Origin of the sequence: Roseomonas gilardii subsp. gilardii (assembly GCF_023078375.1) — a bacterium.
GTDB lineage: Bacteria > Pseudomonadota > Alphaproteobacteria > Acetobacterales > Acetobacteraceae > Roseomonas > Roseomonas gilardii.
Genome location: NZ_CP095554.1, coordinates 1,361,476 through 1,378,263, shown reverse-complemented (window position 1 = coordinate 1,378,263; position 16,788 = coordinate 1,361,476). Strand labels below are relative to the sequence as shown.

General features: G+C 66.0%; 11 protein-coding genes and 1 pseudogene. 3 read left to right on the top strand and 9 right to left on the bottom strand.

The features are described from left to right. Positions 1 to 2: 2 nt before the first annotated feature. The 4 genes and pseudogenes from MVG78_RS06230 to MVG78_RS06220 form a co-directional block, all read right to left on the bottom strand. Positions 3 to 3,167, bottom strand: a complete 3,165-nt coding sequence (locus tag MVG78_RS06230; RefSeq protein ID WP_247559135.1) for a glycosyltransferase — start codon at positions 3,165 to 3,167, stop codon at positions 3 to 5. A gap of 33 nt (positions 3,168 to 3,200) precedes the next feature. Continuing rightward, positions 3,201 to 3,494 (bottom strand): annotated as a pseudogene (locus MVG78_RS21950) (hypothetical protein); the annotation flags it as partial. Positions 3,495 to 3,754: 260 nt separating this feature from the next. After that, positions 3,755 to 5,314, bottom strand: coding sequence for an FkbM family methyltransferase (locus MVG78_RS06225; RefSeq protein WP_247559133.1), 1,560 nt, complete (start codon positions 5,312 to 5,314; stop codon positions 3,755 to 3,757). Between the two features lie 231 nt (positions 5,315 to 5,545). Then, on the bottom strand, positions 5,546 to 6,715 hold the full coding sequence (locus MVG78_RS06220) for an iron-containing alcohol dehydrogenase (RefSeq protein ID WP_247559131.1): 1,170 nt from the start codon (positions 6,713 to 6,715) through the stop codon (positions 5,546 to 5,548). A gap of 223 nt (positions 6,716 to 6,938) precedes the next feature. Between MVG78_RS06220 and MVG78_RS06215 the strand changes: the two genes are divergently transcribed. Beyond that, complete coding sequence (locus MVG78_RS06215; RefSeq protein ID WP_247559129.1) at positions 6,939 to 8,366, top strand: FAD-binding oxidoreductase; 1,428 nt, start codon at positions 6,939 to 6,941, stop codon at positions 8,364 to 8,366. Positions 8,367 to 8,444: 78 nt separating this feature from the next. On the opposite strand, the gene MVG78_RS06210 is transcribed toward MVG78_RS06215, so the two are convergent. The 4 genes from MVG78_RS06210 to MVG78_RS06195 are packed head-to-tail and all read right to left on the bottom strand — an operon-like array spanning position 8,445 to position 12,774. Continuing rightward, the gene (locus MVG78_RS06210; RefSeq protein ID WP_247559128.1) at positions 8,445 to 9,320 is read right to left on the bottom strand and encodes a carbohydrate ABC transporter permease; all 876 of its coding nucleotides are present in this window, start codon (positions 9,318 to 9,320) and stop codon (positions 8,445 to 8,447) included. After that, positions 9,313 to 10,278: a carbohydrate ABC transporter permease gene (locus tag MVG78_RS06205; RefSeq protein ID WP_247559126.1), complete on the bottom strand. Its 966-nt coding sequence runs from the start codon at positions 10,276 to 10,278 to the stop codon at positions 9,313 to 9,315. Before MVG78_RS06205 ends, MVG78_RS06210 begins: the two co-directional genes overlap by 8 nt. A 52-nt stretch (positions 10,279 to 10,330) precedes the next feature. After that, positions 10,331 to 11,659: an ABC transporter substrate-binding protein gene (locus MVG78_RS06200; protein ID WP_247559124.1), complete on the bottom strand. Its 1,329-nt coding sequence runs from the start codon at positions 11,657 to 11,659 to the stop codon at positions 10,331 to 10,333. A 53-nt stretch (positions 11,660 to 11,712) separates the two neighbouring features. Continuing rightward, complete coding sequence (locus MVG78_RS06195) at positions 11,713 to 12,774, bottom strand: ABC transporter ATP-binding protein (RefSeq protein ID WP_247559122.1); 1,062 nt, start codon at positions 12,772 to 12,774, stop codon at positions 11,713 to 11,715. 478 nt (positions 12,775 to 13,252) lie between these two features. Here MVG78_RS06195 and MVG78_RS06190 point away from each other — a divergent pair, with 478 nt between their 5' ends. Further along, positions 13,253 to 14,179, top strand: coding sequence for a manganese catalase family protein (locus MVG78_RS06190; RefSeq protein ID WP_247559121.1), 927 nt, complete (start codon positions 13,253 to 13,255; stop codon positions 14,177 to 14,179). Between the two features lie 152 nt (positions 14,180 to 14,331). Here MVG78_RS06190 and MVG78_RS06185 read toward each other — a convergent pair whose 3' ends face one another. Then, the gene (locus MVG78_RS06185; protein WP_247560326.1) at positions 14,332 to 14,805 is read right to left on the bottom strand and encodes a c-type cytochrome; all 474 of its coding nucleotides are present in this window, start codon (positions 14,803 to 14,805) and stop codon (positions 14,332 to 14,334) included. A 305-nt stretch (positions 14,806 to 15,110) separates the two neighbouring features. Between MVG78_RS06185 and MVG78_RS06180 the strand changes: the two genes are divergently transcribed. Then, positions 15,111 to 16,733, top strand: a complete 1,623-nt coding sequence (locus MVG78_RS06180) for an ABC-F family ATP-binding cassette domain-containing protein (RefSeq protein ID WP_247559120.1) — start codon at positions 15,111 to 15,113, stop codon at positions 16,731 to 16,733. The last annotated feature ends 55 nt before the right edge of the window (positions 16,734 to 16,788 follow it).

Below are 16,788 nucleotides of genomic sequence, written 5' to 3'. Positions count from 1 at the left end.
CCTCAGGCGGAGCCGGCTGCCGCCGGAACCGCGTTCTCCCTCGCCCAGAGGCGGTAGGGCTGCTGTGCGGCGAGGCGATCCAGCAACTGCCTGACCGACCCATCCCAGTCCTGCGTCCTGATCCGGGCCGAGGACGGAACCTTGTCCCTCTCCTTGGCCTCCAGCCAGCGCTTCAGGGCGGCGGCCAGATCCTCCGGCTGGCGCCCCGAGAAATACATCGCATGCTCGCCGGCCACCTCCTGGAAGACCGGCAGGTCGCGCGCCAGGATCGGCAGGCTGGCCTGCGCCGCCTCGACGAGTGGCAGGCCGAAGCCCTCCCCCTCCGACGCCATCAGCAGGCAGTGGCTCATGCCATAGAGCCGTCGCAGATCGACGTCGCGAACCCCCTCCAGCCAATGCAGCCTGCCGCCGAGGTAAGGATGGGTGCGCAGGTGCTCGGCGAAATCCGACATCTGCCAGCCTTCCTTGCCGACGATCAGAAGGCCGACATCCACGCCCTCGGCCCAGAGCTGCTCGAAGGCGGCGACGGCCTGCCTGTAGCCCTTCCGCGGTTCCAGGGTGCCGGTCATCAGGAAAGTCGGGCGGCGTGCGGTGCAGGACATGGCCGCCAGGATCGAACCCGGGGGCTCGCCCATCGCGGCCTCACCCCTGAAATCGCCGGCCAGATGGAAGTAGTCGATGGGCAGAGGCCTGTCCCGGACGTCCGCCACCGTATCCAGCCACCCGCAAAGCTCATCCGCCACGGCGCGCGAGATGCAGATGGCATGGTCGGCCATGGAGAGCATCCTCTTGTACCAGGCGCTGACCTCCACGATCCCGGCGGGAAAGCAGTCCGGACGCAGCATGGGCAGAAGGTCGTAGACCACCAGCACCAGCCGCAGACCCGCCAGCTTGCGCCGCCGCAGATCGGTGAACTCCGCCTCGGTCATCTTCGGGTTGAGGTCGATGCAAAGCAGCGTGTCGTCCTCACCCATGTCGAGCGGCGTCTCGGCCAGGGGGAGCGGCGGGCATCCCAGAACCCGCGTGGCGGCCTCATAGGCATGGCGCAGGCTGCCGCCATCGAAGCGGACGGCCTCCACGCGCCTGTAATGGCCGGAGGAGGCCAGGAGACGGTTGCTCACCTCCCGCACCACGCGCTGGATGCCGGAGCGTGCATCGAAGCGCGCCATCTCCGACATGTCGATCAGGAGACGGCGTCGCGGCGCCGACCGGAAGCTGGCCTCCAGGCTCTGCGATACCGCGGAGAGCTCCTCCTCCCTCGGCCAGGGTGTCCCGTGCAGGCGGGAAAGGCCGAGCGAGACCCCGGCCAGCGAGGGCAGCAGCCGCTTCGCGTAGCTCGCCTCGATCGCGGCATGGTATTCCTGCGCGATCCGGGACGGGCGAAGCCGCTGCTCGGTATAGGCCCTGCCGGCCCGGGCCAGGTTCCGGCGCAGTTCCGCATCGCCGCGCAACAGCCCGATCGCCTCGCCCAGCGCCTTGACGGAGAACTGCTCCGGCAGCTTCCAGGCACAGTCATCCGGCAATTCGGTGGCCGTGCCATGCCGGTTCACGATCAGCGGCACCTCGAAGCACAGGCAATCGGTGATCGCGGCGGAGGTCTCGCCACGCAGATCGCGGCGGAGCTGAACGGCGATATCCGCCGCTGCCAGCCACTGGTCGTATTCCTCCTGTCCGACACGACCGGTGACTGTGACATCGCCGTCGCGTTCACCGTCGCGCAGCGCGAAACCTTCCGGTTCGCCGGTGAGCGCCCCGACGAAGACGAGACGCGTGTTTCCGCCGGACATGGAACGCCAGGCTTCCAGGATCGCCCCGGGCATCTTGGCGGACGAGACGATCCCGAAGCTGCAGACCAGGAACTCCCCCGCTCCGATGCCGAGGGCCTTGCGGGCGGCATTCCGGTCCGGGCGGGCCCGGCCATGCGCCAAGAGCGGAATGATCTTGATCCTGTCGCGGATCTCGTCCCCGAAATGCATGGCCAGGATCGTGCGGCCGTACTCGGAATGCTGAATGAGCGAGAGCGACTGGTCCAGGACATCCAGGCAACAGGGATACTGCCTCACCGCTGCGTCGCGCCCGTGCCGCGCCTCGTCGTGAAGCGCGGGATAGCCGTGGGAATGGTAGAGCCGGGCCAGGAAGTCGGCGGGTCTTCCCTCGTGATGCGCCAGCCAGTTCCAGAGGTTCGACAGGAAGGCGTCGTGCAGGACGGTGACGCCGGGCTGGACGGGCAGGAGATCACGATACTGGAAGGTATGGAAATCCGAGCAGCCGGCCTGGTACAGGACACGGTCGAAGCTCTTATCCTGCTGCAGGAAACGCCTGGCATCCAGTTGCGGGAAGACGGCTTCGAGCCAGGGATCGTCGGTCTGCCCCGGCTCGCTCACCAGGGTGATGTCGTAGTGGCGCGACAGCGCGGGCAGAAGGCTCCGGCTGTAATCCGCGATGCCGCTTTCCTGCGGCGGCAGCGGCGAGACGAAAGCCAGCGAGGGCAGCGGCTGCAACGCCGTGACGCGCCCATGGCCCTGCCGCACGCGGCGATCCTGGATCTGCTCCAGAGCATCCCAGGCGCGGTCGGCACAGGCTTCCCAGGTGAAGCGGCGTGCCTGCTGCAGGCCATGCGCCGACAGGCGCTTCCGGACCCCGGGGTCCCGCAGGACCCAGGCCATGCACCTGGCGATCTCCGCCGGCTGGGTCGGATCGAACAGCGCCTCGTCCAGGCCCACCACTTCCGGAAGGCTGCTCGTGTTGCTCGCGATGACCGGAGCGCCGCAGGCCATGGCTTCCGCGGCCGGCAGGCCGAAACCCTCGTGCAGGGAAGGAAAGACGAAGACCGCGCAATGCCCGTACAGCACGGGCAGGTCATCCTCCTGGACAAAGGGGATGATCCGCAGGTTTTCCGGGGGGGTGCCGGAAGCCGCCAGGGCGCGGTGAAGGCGTCCCTCATCGACATGCCCGACGAGGACCAGTTGGTGCAACGCGCGCAGGTCCGCCGGCAACCGGGCATAGGCTTCGATGAAGCCCTGCTCGTTCTTCCGCAGATCGCCGGCACCGACAAAGAGGATATAGGGAGCCTCTATGCCGTAGCGTGCCAAACGCACGGTAACCTCGTCCTCGGCCAGTGCCGGCGGACGGAAAAGCGGGCTGATCCCCGCCTGGATATTGGTCACCTTTCCAGGATCAAAGCCCAGATAGGTGATGGCCTCCTGACGGCTCGACTCTGAATTCGACAGAAGGCCTTCGGCCAGGAACATCTCGTGGAGGCCTGCATAATACCAACGTTTGTGCGGCGCCAGGACACCTTGACCTTCAAGGTAGTCCTTATGCCGGATCAGCGGAATCAGGTCATGACAGGTACCGACCAGCGGCAATCTTTCGATACCGGCCGGCGAGAAGGTAACCGCCTCGTCGCCCAGCCCCTCAAAAATGCTCGAAACATGAACGATGTCGGGTTGCAGGGAGGCCAGGAACTGGGCCCGCAAGACGCGCGCGGCCTGTGCCGCGTAAGGCCCGGCCGAGGTGGGGGCGGAGAACCAGGAGCGAAGATGGGAGGGGGGAGAAGCGCCGAGAAGCGCGCCGAAAGATCCTCGGCGGTTTCCAGCATCGCGCCGTTCAGCGCCACGACGACATCATGCTGGCGCGGAGCGCGCGCCATCGCCAGGGCAAGTTCACGCGAATAGCGGCCAATGCCGCGTTTGGCGTTGCTTCCCTGCGCACCTTGCAGATCGATGACCAGTCGCAACTCTGTCTTCCTGTCTCAACCAGCATGCATGGTGGGATGGCCCTGCCGGCCATCGGGGGAAAGGCGATGCGAGAGCAGTCGCCGCACATACTGTCCGCGCGGTGAAAGATCCTGCTCTCTCGCTGACAACGTGTCCGCCGGCAAGGAAGTCTTGCTAACAAGCGTCCCATCCTGAGCCGGGATTTCTGTGATGCCCCGCACCTGCTTCGCATCATCCCCGGCATGATTGGGACGAAGCTTGGGCAACACGCGGCGCGAGGCGTAGAGGCCGACATCCCTCAGGCCGATCTGACGGCGCAGCAGATAGATCATGCCGCGCAAGGGGCGCGTGAGGCGCCATGACGTACTGGAGTGGTAAGCCCGGTTCAATGCTTCCGCCGCGACATAGCGATGCTCGGCTTCCTGAAGGCGGGCCTCCAGTCGCACACGCTCCTCCATCATCTCCGAGAGACGGCGATGGGCGGCCTCCGCATGTTCCAGCGCCCGGCCAATGCGGACACCGCCCCCTTCGGCGGCCGATGCCGTCTGCGCGATCAGGGTTTCCCGGAGAACCAAGTATTCGGTATGCGCCTTCCGTTCGCGCTCGCCGGCCGCGGAAGCTCGCTGCTCCGCTCGCTGGATATGTTCCTCCGCATCCCGCAGCGTCTGCTCCAGCCGCGCGGTCTTTTCCCGCAAAGACAGCATTCCCTGCTCCGCTTCGCCGCGGCGCAATCCGGCTTCCTCAAGAGCGGCCAGAGCGGCCTTGTGCGCGGTCAGCAGAAGGTTGTGAGCTTCCTCGGCTTTCTGTCGTTCCTGTTCCACGCGATCACGATCCGCCTCGGTCCGAAGTCTGGCTTCACGCTCATTGGCTGCATAGGTTTCCGAATCCTGGTGCCGCCGCAGCAGGTCCGCCGCCCGGAGGAAGCCATCGAAGACATTGGGCTGGACCGTGAAGTATGGCAGCAGCGCGGCGGCCTGCTCCTCGGCCACATAGAAGCGGTTCAGGCCATCGAACCAGGCGAAGCGATAGCCTTGCGCCAGCAGCCCATTCTCCCAGACGGCATGATCCGGTTCCTGCGATAGCGGGCGGGTGGCCTCGATCACCAGGACCCATGGCCGGAAGCGGCCGAAATCGGCGCCCTGCAGAACTTCCGCCTCGCCACCCTCGACGTCGATCTTGAGGAAATGGATCGGACCGTCGGGCCGGTACCGCTCGCAGATCTGCGCCAGCGTCAGGCAAGAGACATGACGTTCCTGCGTCTTCCAGCCCTTGCGCGCATGCTCCTCCGCCACCGCCGCGTCCAGGGTGGAAAGGCCCGTTCCCGGGATCTCGTGGAAAACGCGCTCGCCCGGCTCGGCCGTCACACAAACCGGAAGGTTGATATCCCGGCCGCGATGGGCCTGAAGCTCGGTGAAATAGGCATTGTTCGGTTCGATATTGATGCCCGACCATCCCCGATCGTAGAACAGCCGTGTCACGGACAGATCTTCCGGGTGCGCCGCGCCCACATCGATGTAGAAGCCGTTTTCGACACGCCGCAGGGCACGCCAGAGCATGACGTCTTCCTGGTTCTGCGCGTAGGAAATCAAATCCATCCGAGATCCCATTTATGGACCGCCGCCATGCGGGTCCGGCGGGGCACGGGTCCGGAGGACGCGAACCGGACCCCGGCGGTGGGGTCAAGACAGGTGTGCCAGCCCCGGGCGGAGTTGTCATCCCTTCCCCAGGGCACAGGCGACAGAAAGGAGCGGCTGCGGGGCTGTTGCCGCCACGTTCCGGCTGCAAGTGAATCAATCCTCCTCGCGCGGAACGTGCAGGTATCCTTATCAGTCCCCATACACCTCCCGGTACAGCCCGATGATCTCCTCCTTCTCCGGCACGCGGGGGTTGTTCGCCGGGCTGCCGGATGCCAGGGCCTGCTCCGCCATCAGGGGCAGGAGCGCGTTCCAGCGCTCCGCCTCGATCCCCCAGGCAGCAGGGGATGGCACCGCGAGATCGTGATTCAGCTCGCGCAGGGCCTCCACCAGCCGGGCCGCCGCGGCCTGGTTCCCTTCTTCCGGCCCTGCCACGCCCATGATCCGCGCCGCCTCGGCATAGCGGGGCAGTGCATCCGGCAGGCTATAGGCGGTCACGGCGGGCAGCAGCATGGCGTTGGAAAGCCCGTGCGGCACATGGAAATGCGCCCCCAACGGGCGGGACATGCCATGGACCAGGGCGACCGAGGCATTGGAGAAGGCAAGCCCCGCCAGCAGGGCGCCGCGCATCATGGCCTCCCGTGCCGCGGCATCGTCTGGCCAGGCATAGGCGGCCCGCAGGTTGGGCGCGATGAGGCGCATGGCCTGGCGGGCATAGTCGTCGGAGAAGGGATTGGCCCGGCGGGAGACGAAAGCCTCCAGCGCATGGGTCAGGCTGTCCACGCCCGTATCGGCGGTGATCCGGGGCGGGACGGTCCAGCTCAGCTCATGGTCCACGATAGCGGCCAGGGGCAGGGCACCCAGGCCCGCGATCAGCATCTTCTCGTCACGCTGCGTGTCGGTGACGATGGTGAAGCGGGTGGCCTCGCTGCCGGTGCCGGCCGTGGTCGGGATGCAGATCACCGGCAGGGCACCGCGATCCGCCCGGGCGGGGAACTTCACGCTGCGGATATGAGCGCCGGGCTCCAGCGCGGCCTGGATGGCCATGGCCTTGGCAGTGTCCATCGGGCTGCCTCCGCCGAAGCCGATCAGGCAGTCATGCCGGGCACTGCGCAGGCGCTCCACGCCCGCCACCACCACCGTGTCGGTGGGGTCGGGCACGGTGTCGGGAAAGACGGCCGGGCTGAAACCCGCCTGACGCAGCGGCTCCAGGCAACGTTCCACCAGGCCGGAAGAGACCATCCAGGGATCGGTCACCACCAGGGGGCGGGACAGCCCGAACTGCGACAGCACCTCCGCGATCTGCGCCACCGCGCCTCCGCCGACGAGGATCAACCGAGGCGTGACCAGCGAAACCAGCATCGTTCTTCCTCCCCTTGTGGAAGGGAGCATCGCGGATATCGCCGGGTCCGTGAAGGGCGGTCGCGAGCCTTGCCCATGCCGATACCATCACCGGCACGTCAAAATCCTTGTGCTCCCGGCGGCGTCGTGTAGAGCGATCATGGCCCGCCGATGCCGCGAGCATGTCCCATCCGGCATGGACGATGCAGGCGCTGGCTTTGATCCTGGCCACGAGGCTGATCCCATGACCCCAGATGCCAACCAGCCCGGCACCACGCCGCTTCCGGCGGAGGATGCCCTGCTCGCCGCTCTTCTGGCCGAACTCGGACCGCGCACCGTCCTCAGCGGGGGCGACATCCCGGTCCGCAACGAGAAGGACTGGAGCACGCTGGCCCCGGTGCGGCCTCTCGCCGTCGTACGACCGGTCACGACGGAGGAGGTCTCAGCCACCATGCGGCTCTGCCAGCGCTTCGGCGTGCCGGTGGTGCCGCAAGGCGGGCTGACGGGGCTTTGCGGCGGGGCCCTGCCCGTTGAGGGCTGCGTGGCGCTGTCGCTGGAACGCATGACCGGGATCGAGGAGATCGATCCGGCGGCCGCGACCATGACGGTCCGGGCCGGCACACCGCTGGAGACGGTCCAGAAGGCGGCGGATGAAGCGGGCTTCTTCATGCCGCTCGACCTTGGCGCACGCGGCTCCTGTGCGATCGGCGGCAACCTCTCCACCAATGCCGGCGGCAACCGCGTCATCCGCTACGGCATGGCGCGGGACATGGTGCTGGGGCTGGAAGTGGTGCTGCCGGACGGCACCATCATCCGCAGCCTCAACAAGATGCTCAAGAACAATGCGGGCTATGACCTGAAGCAGCTTTTCCTGGGAAGCGAGGGAACGCTGGGCATCATCACGCGCGCGGTCCTGCGCCTGTTCCCGAAGCCCGGCTGCACCATGGTGGCGCTCTGCGCCCTGCCCAGCTACGACTGCACAGTCCAGTTCCTCGGCGCGGCCCGCCGGGGGCTTGGCCCGTTGCTGTCGGCCTTCGAGGTGATGTGGCCGGACTACTGGCAGGTGGTGACACGACAGATCCCGGGTGTCCGCAATCCCATCCCCGGAGAGCACGCCTCCTACGTCCTCGTGGAGGCACAGGGCATGGAGGAGGCGATCGATGCGCCCCGCTTCCAGTCCTGGCTTGAAGCCCAGGCCGAGGCCGGGCTCCTGGCCAACGCCGCCGTCTCGCAATCCCTGGCCGATATCCGCGCCTTCTGGGGCGTGCGGGATGCCTGCGCGGAGTTCGTGCAGGTGCTCGGTCCGCATGAATCCTTCGACATCGGCCTGCCTGTCGCCCGGATGGACGAGTATGTCCGGGCCTGCAAGGCAGCGTTGGAGGAAAGGCTGCCGGGCGTCGTCGCCTTGTTCTACGGGCATATCGGCGACGGCAACATGCACATCGTGTCCTTCCTTCCCGGTGCCCCGACCCAGCCCAAGCGGGTTATCCAGGACGTGGTCTATGACACGGTGCGCCTTTTCGGGGGGACCATCTCCGCGGAGCATGGCATCGGGCTCACGAAGAAGTCCTGGCTGGGCTATGTCCGGTCCGATGCCGAACTTGACCTGATGCATCGCCTGAAGACGGCGCTGGACCCGCAGCGGCTGCTGAATCCGGGCAAGGTGCTTTAGCGCGAGGACGGCGCCCTCCCGGATATGGAAGGGCGCCGGAGCGGCTTCGATGAGGAGGTGAGGCGGTTCGTCCGCCGGCTATTCCTTGACCGCGCCGGTCAGGGAAGACACGTAGTAGTCCACGAAGAACGAATAGAAGATCGCCACCGGCAGCGATCCCAGCAGCGATCCCGCCATCAGCGAACCCCATTGATACACGTCGCCCTGGACCAGTTCCGTGAGGATGGCCACCGGGACCGTCTTGTTCTCCGAGGAGGAGATGAAGGCGAGGGCGTAGATGAACTCGTTCCAGGACAGCGTGAAGGAAAAGATCCCCGCGCTGATCAGCCCCGGCACGGCGAGCGGCAGGGTGATCCGGCGCAGGATCTGCAGGCGCGACGCGCCATCGATCAGGGCGCATTCCTCCAGCTCGTAGGGAATGGACTTGAAGTAGCCGATCAGCAGCCAAGTGCAGAACGGGATCAGGAAGGTCGGATAGGTGAGGATCAGCGCCAGCGGGCTGTCGAACAGGCCAAGCTGGAAGACCATGGTCGCCAACGGGATGAACAGGATGGATGGCGGCACCAGATAGGCGATGTAGATGGCCAGGCCCACATAGGCCGAGCCCCGGAAGCGCAGCCGCTGGATGGCATAGGCCGCCAGCACCGAGGCCACCAGGGACAGCACGGTGGAACACACCGCGATGAGCATGGTGTTGAACAGCCAGCTCGGATAGCTCGTCTCGAAGAGCAGCTTGTTGATGTTGGCCAGAGTCGGGTGCACGACCCAGAAGGGGCTGAACTCCTTGTAGTTGTACATCTCCGCGTTCGGCTTGATGGCCGTGATGGCCATCCAGTAGAACGGGAAGAGCAGCACGAAGACGAAGCAGAGCAGCGGCAGATAGACCGTGACCATGCGCCGCGGGCGGGACTGCCAGGATAGCGCATCGTCCGGCAGGGTGGCGGCCTTACTCATTGTCTTCTCCCTGCTGCCACTTGCGCCGCGCCAGCGCGAAATAGCTGAACAGCGTGGCGAGGATGAGGAAGGGGATCATCGAGACGGCGATGGCGGCGCCTTCGCCCAGATGGCCGCCCGGAATGCCCCGCTGGAAGGCCAGCGTGGCCATCAGATGGGTGGAATTGATCGGGCCGCCGCGGGTGATGGCGTAGACGAGCTGGAAATCCGTGAAGGTGAACAGCACCGAGAAGGTCAGCACCACGGCCAGGATGGGCATCAGCAGCGGCGCGGTGATACGGCGGAAGCGCTGCCAGGATGACGCGCCATCGAGGAGTGCCGCCTCGTAGAGCGAAGGCGAGATGGTCTGCAGACCCGCGAGCAGGCTGATCGCGACGAAGGGGATGCCGCGCCAGACATTGACCGCGACCAACGACCAACGGGCCGCCCAGGGCGTGCCGAGAAAGTCGATGTAATGGTCGAGGAGACCCAGCTTATCGACCAGGACATAGGAAATGATCGAGAACTGGGCGTCGAAGATCCACCAGAAGGCGATGGCCGAGAGCACGGTCGGCACGATCCACGGCAACAGGATGATGGCCCGCAACAGGGACTTGAAGGGCAGGTGCTCGTTCAGCAGCAGGGCGAGCCACAGGCCGAGGGCGAATTTCAGGATGGTCGCCATGGCCGTGTAGAAGACCGTGTAGAACACGGCGCCCCAGAAGACCCGGTCGTACCAGAGGGATTCGAAGTTCTCCAGCCCGATGAAATACCCGCCGCGGCCGATCTGCGTATCGGTGAAGGCCAGCCAGATGCCGAGCCCCAGCGGATAGGTCAGGAAGATCGTCAGCAGGCCGATCGCCGGGGTGAGGCAGGCAACGATCAGGAAGGGCTTGGAGTCGAGGAGGCGCGCCAGCCATCCTTGCGTCACCTGGGGGCGGCGCCAATTGGTCGTGGGCCCGGTCGTGCTCACGGACATGGGTCAGGTTTCCTCCAGGCGGGCCATGGGGCTTCCCCCATGGCCGCTCGGCTCAGCGGTAATAGCGGCGTGCACGGCGCTCGGCTTCGCGCACCGCTTCCTCCGGCGTCGCCTGGCCGGAGGAGGCGGCCGCGAACATCTGCACCACCACATAATCGGCCGCGACGGCGCCGGAGGCGGCGCTGATCGGCCCCTTGTAGCCTGACCAGAATTCCACCGTATTGGTATCGCGATAGACGGCAAGTTTCGGGTCGCTCTTCCAGACCTCGCTCTCGGCATAGGCGGCAAGCGGATGGGACCAGTAGCCGCCGCAGCCGACCAGCCAGCGGTCATACTGCTCCGCTTCCATCATGAAGCGCAGGTACTCCTTCGCGGCGTTGGGATAGCGGCTGTGCTTGAAGACCAGCGCGTTCAGCAGCAGCACATTCTCCGCCATCCTGCCATCCGATGTGAAGGGCATGCGGTCCATGCCCGTATCCTCGGCGATGGCGGCGGTCTTCGGATCGTTCTTCAGCGAGAAGTACATGGAGACGCCGTTCTGCGTCAGCCCGATCTCGCCCGCCGCATAGGCGCGGTTGTTGTTGACGTCACCCCAGGACAGCGTGCCGGGGATGAAGGTCTGGTACAGTTCCTTGGCGTATTTCAGCGCGTTGATGGTCTCGGGGCTGTTGATGGCGACCTTGCCCTGCTCGTCCACCACCATGCCGCCATGGCTCCAGAGCAGCCAGTTGCAATAGGCATTGCCGTCGCCCACGGCATTGCCCAGCGCGAAGCCCGCCGGATGGCCATTCTTCTTCAAAGCCTGGCAGGCCTTGAGGAAGCCGGCATGGTCGGAAGGCAGCTTATCGAAGCCCGCTTCCTTCAGCCAGGAGATGCGATAGACGCAGGGGCCGCCGGAGCCGCCCATCGGCAGGGCGATCCACTGATTCGTTCCCCACTTCTGGCCGAAGCGCTTGGGCAGGGCCAGCCAGCCGCCGTATTTCTGGCCGAGGTAGTTGGCCAGTTCCGTCAGGTCCAGCACCTTGTCGGAATAGATATGCGGGTCATCGGCCCAGGCCACCACGACATCCGGGCCGGCACCGGTATTGGCGGCGACGGCCGTCTGCGGGCGCAGATCCTCCCAGCCGGCGAAATCGACGCGCACCTGCACGCCGGTCTGCTGCGTGAACTTCGCGGTGTTTTCGCGGAAGATGGTCTCGTCGGCATCCACGAACTTGGTCGGGCGCAGCACACGCAACGCCGCACCGCTCTCGATCTTCATATTCGGCGGCTGGACATTGGCCATGGGAATGGCCGCGCGGGCGCGCGCGCCCGGCAGCAGGCCGGCCGCCAGCGCGCCGGCTCCGACAGACAAGGCTCCACGTCGGGTCAGGTCGTACATTCTTGTCATCCTCCTCGCTGGGGCGCGGTTCTTCTATGGCGCCCTCTGTGAAGTCACCTGTTGAGGCGCTGTCCCGTATCCCCATGGAACAGATGCACCTGCGACGGGTCCGGCTGCACGTGAATGGTCTCCCCCACCCGGGCGGAGATGCGTTCCCGGAAGGCGCCCACTACCTGCGCCGTGCCGCTGCGCCCGCTGACCTGGGTCTCGGAGCCCGTGGGTTCGATGAGCGTCAGCACCAGTGGCACACCGGACGTGGCCAGTTCCAGATGTTCCGGCCGGATGCCATAGATCACGCGCTCCCCCTCGGCGGCGCCCAGGCCCGGCGGCAGGGGCCAGGGGGCAGCCCCGCCCTCGGGATGGAAGGCGCCGTCGCGCAGGATGCCCGACAACAGGTTCATGGCCGGAGAGCCGATGAAGCCCGCCACGAAGGCATTGGCCGGGCGGTCGTAGAGTTCCAGCGGCGCGCCGATCTGTTCCACGTGCCCGCCGTGCATGACCACGATCTTGTCGGCCATGGTCATGGCCTCGATCTGGTCATGGGTGACGTAGATGGTCGTCGTCTTCAACCGCTGGTGCAGGTCCTTGATCTCCGCCCGCATCTGCACGCGCAGTTTCGCGTCCAGGTTGGACAGAGGTTCGTCGAACAGGAACACCTGCGGGTGGCGCACGATGGCCCGGCCCATGGCCACGCGCTGCCGCTGGCCACCGGAAAGCTGGCGCGGATAGCGGTCCAGCAGCTTCTCCAGACCCAGGATCCGCGCGGCCCGCGTCACCTCGGTCTCCATGACATCCTTGGGCGCCTTCGCGAGCGACATGGAGAAGGCCATGTTGTCCCGCACCGTCATGTGGGGATAGAGGGCGTAGTTCTGGAACACCATGGCGATGTCCCGGTCCTTGGGTGGCAGGTTGTTCACCACCCGTCCGCCGATGGCCACCTCGCCCCCGGTGATGTTCTCCAGCCCGGCGATCATGCGCAGCAGGGTGGATTTGCCGCAGCCCGACGGCCCGACCAGGACGACGAACTCGCCATCCTCGATACCGACATTGACACCATGGAGGATGGCCGTGCTGCCGAAGTTCTTGCGAACATCGCGGATATCGACTGTCGCCATCGGTCAGTTGGCACCATGCGGGCATGCGTTTCCGTTCACGCCATGGCGCATCTTCCGGACCTCCCTAGCTTTCCCGTTTCGCCGGGCTTGTATGGAAGCCTATTCATTCCTGGCATGATCTGGCAACAGCCCTTACACCTGCCAGGAAGGGCCTTTTCGGTCTTCCCGGGAAGAGAGGGAGATCACCCGGGAGGTCTTCCCCACTGAAGTCCTGAAATGCCTGAGACGCTGGCTACTGGTCCGGGTAGAGAATGCCGAAGCGGGAGGCGCCGGACGAGGCCGGCCGGTCCTGGAGGCCGCGGCCATCCATGGGCGCGGCCAGGCTCAAAGGGACCAGTCCGAACCCCTCTACCGGCGTCCGCCTCGGCCGTTGGCACGCGGCCTTCCCATCAGTGTCACGATAAAGTTCTTTACGGTTTTTAATCCTTTTGTTCAGGGCCACGTTTACCGTTCTCACCATCCCTGACGAGGTCGCCCCATGTTCATGCGCGTTGATAAGCTTCAGGCTGAGCTTCCGGCTCCGAAGCGGCAGGATCCCAACGCAGCTGCGGCCCTGCAGGAGCTGCTGGGCGGCAAGTACGGGGAGATGTCCACGCTCGGGAACTACATGTTCCAGAGCTTCAATTTCCGCTCGAAGGACAATCTCAAGCCTTTCTACTCCCTTGTGGCCTCCATCACGGCGGAAGAGCTGGGCCATGTCGAACTGGTCAGCAATGGTGTGGCGATGCTGGCGAACGGGCCGGACAAGCCCGGCGGGGACAAGGGGAATGGCGGCGACATCTCCATGTCGCCCTTCGAGGCCATGAAGGATATCCGGTCCTTTGCCTCCTTCGCCTCGAATGGCGGCGGCGCGATGCCGGTGAACAGCAACTCCATGTCGTGGAATGCCGACATGGTGACGACCACGGGCAATGTGGTGGTCGATCTCCTGCACAATTTCCACCTGGAATGTGGCGCGCGCCTGCACAAGCTCCGCGTCTATGAGACCCTGTCAGACCCGACGGGACGGGAGGTCTGCGGCTATCTGCTGGTGCGGGGCTCCGTCCATGCACATGCCTATGCGCTGGCGCTCAAGCAGATCACCGGCGTGGAGCTGGAGAAATTCCTCCCGACCCCCAACATTCCGCTCGATAAGATCCCCGAATGCCAGAAGTACCTGCAGGAGGGATCACACCGTCGGCTCTATACGTGGAGCGAGAAAGACTATCAGGAGATTTCCGGCATCTGGGGCAATGGCGAGCAGGCTTTGCCGGGCGATCCGCCGGGTGAGCTGGAGGTGGTGGAAGGCATGCCGGAGGGCGGCAAGATCCATCAGCTGACCGGCGTCCCTTCCGCCTTCACGCCCGACTACGCACCAGAGGAGATGTTTGAGATCGCGACCAAGCTCTACAAGAAATCTCGGTAAGGCTCTTTCCAGAGACTGATCGGCGGAACCGCAGCCACATCTCCGATGGACTGCGGCCTGCATTTCCAGGTCTGGCTGCCCGCGGCGAGGTGGCCGGGCCGCCTTGCGGTGCAAGTGAGGCCCGGCCCGCACCCAGCTCTGGCGCCAGGCCTTCACCTGTCTCCCTGGCTGATAAGATAGGCGATCAGATCCGCTCGCGCGCGTGCGTCGGACAGGCCCCGGATGACCATGCGTGTACCGGGCGCGAAGCCGCTGGGGTCTTTCAGCCAGGCATCCAGCCGCTCGACGCTCCAGTTTCCGCCTTTCGCCCGCAATGCATGCGTATAGCCGTAGCGGGGGCGATTGCCCGCCACGGGCGCGCCAACGATACCGTGGAGGTTCGGCCCATTGAGGTCCGGCGCACCTCGGCTGATGGTGTGGCAGGCTGCACATTGGCGGAACAGGCGGGCGCCGGCCTGAAGATCGGCATCCGCCAGCAGCGCCGTCACCGGTTCATCGGGCGAGGTTTCCCGGCCTGCCCTCCCTGTTCTTTCCCCGGAAGGAAGCACGGCCAGCACCAGAACCGCGAGGCAGCCCAGAACCGCCGCGCCAACCAGAACCCGGCGGGTGCCGGTCTTTCCTGGCATCCGGCTCAACGGGGCATCACGGCGTGACCCGGCCCCGCGATGGCGGCATCATGTTGCGGCAAGCCGGCGAAGGCGCCGATCCTGCCCTCGCGGGCGGCTGGGCGGGGCATCCGAGGTTCTCCTGTTTCGTGCGCCTTCTCCCTCAGGGCCCGGGCCGTCAACCCTGCCGGGCGCATAAGGCAGCCGGCAGGAGAGCCCCCTCCCCGCCACCCCCCGATGGCAGTTGACGGCCGGTCTGTGGATGTGGTCTCGGACGGCTCCTACGGGCGCCGGCGCGGCGCCCCCATCCCAGGCCCAGAGTACCCATGATCCGCCTTGACTCCATCAGCAAGCAGAACGGCCAGCAGCTTGTCTTCATCGAGGCCTCGGCGGCACTCCAGCGTGGGGAGAAGGCGGGCCTGGTCGGCCCCAACGGCGCGGGGAAGACCACCCTGTTCCGCATGATCACCGGGCAGGAGCAACCGGATGATGGCCAGGTGCTGGTGGATCGTGGCGTCAGCATCGGCTTCTTCAGCCAAGATGTGGGGGAAATGTCCGGCCGCACCCCGGTGGCGGAGGTGATGGACGGCGCCGGGGATGTCAGCACCGTGGCGGCCGAGTTGGCTGTGCTGGAAGCCGCGATGGCGGACCCGGAGCAGGCGGAGAACCTCGATGCCATCATCGAGCGTTTCGGTGAGGTGCAGGGGCGTTTCGAGGAGCTGGGCGGCTATGCGCTGGAGGGCCGCGCGCGGGAGGTGCTGGCGGGCCTCGGCTTCAGCCAGGAGATGATGGAGGGCGATGTCGGCAAGCTGTCCGGCGGCTGGAAGATGCGCGTGGCGCTGGCGCGCATCCTGCTGATGCGGCCGGACGTGATGCTGCTGGACGAGCCCAGCAACCACCTGGACCTGGAGAGCCTGATCTGGCTGGAACAGTTCCTGAAGGGCTATGACGGTGCCTTGCTGATGACCTCGCACGACCGCGAGTTCATGAACCGCATCATCAACAAGGTGGTGGAGATCGATGGCGGCGCGCTGAACTCCTATTCCGGTGACTACGCCTTCTATGAACAGCAGCGTGCCATGAACGAGCGGCAGCAGCAGGCGCAGTTCGAGCGCCAGCAGGCGATGCTGGCCAAGGAGATCAACTTCATCGAGCGCTTCAAGGCCCGCGCCTCCCACGCCGCGCAGGTGCAGAGCCGGGTGAAGAAGCTGGAGAAGATCGACCGCGTCGAGCCTCCGAAGCGCCGCCAGACCGTGGTGTTCGAGTTCGGCCAGGCGCCACGCTCGGGCGACGACGTGGTGAACCTGAAGGGCGTGCACAAGCGCTACGGCAGCAAGGTGATCTACGAAGGACTGGACTTCCTCGTCCGTCGCCGGGAACGCTGCTGCGTGCTGGGCATCAACGGCGCCGGCAAGTCCACGCTGTTGAAGCTGGTGGCGGGGGCCACCGCGCCGGACCAGGGCACCGTATCGCTCGGCGGCAGCGTGAAGATGGGCTATTTCGCCCAACATGCCATGGAGCTGCTGGACGGCGACCGCACTGTGTTCCAGTCGCTGGAGGATGCTTTTCCGCAGGCGGCACAGGGTTCGCTGCGGGCGCTGGCCGGATGCTTCGGCTTCTCCGGCGACGAGGTGGAGAAGAAGTGCCGCGTGCTCTCGGGCGGGGAAAAGGCGCGGCTGGTGATGGCGCGCATGCTCTACGACCCGCCGAACTTCCTGGTGCTGGATGAGCCGACCAACCACCTGGACATGGCAACCAAGGAGATGCTGATCGCGGCCCTGTCGGAATACGAGGGCACCATGCTGTTCGTCTCGCATGACCGGCACTTCCTGGCCGCCCTGTCCAACCGCGTGCTGGAGCTGACGCCGGAAGGCATCCACCGGTATGACGGCGGGTACACCGAATATGTGGCCCGGACCGGGCAGGAGGCGCCCGGGCTGCACGCCTGAGCCGGGAGGTCCGGGCCTGTTGGGATGGGTGAGGCTGGCGGCCCCACCACGGAGG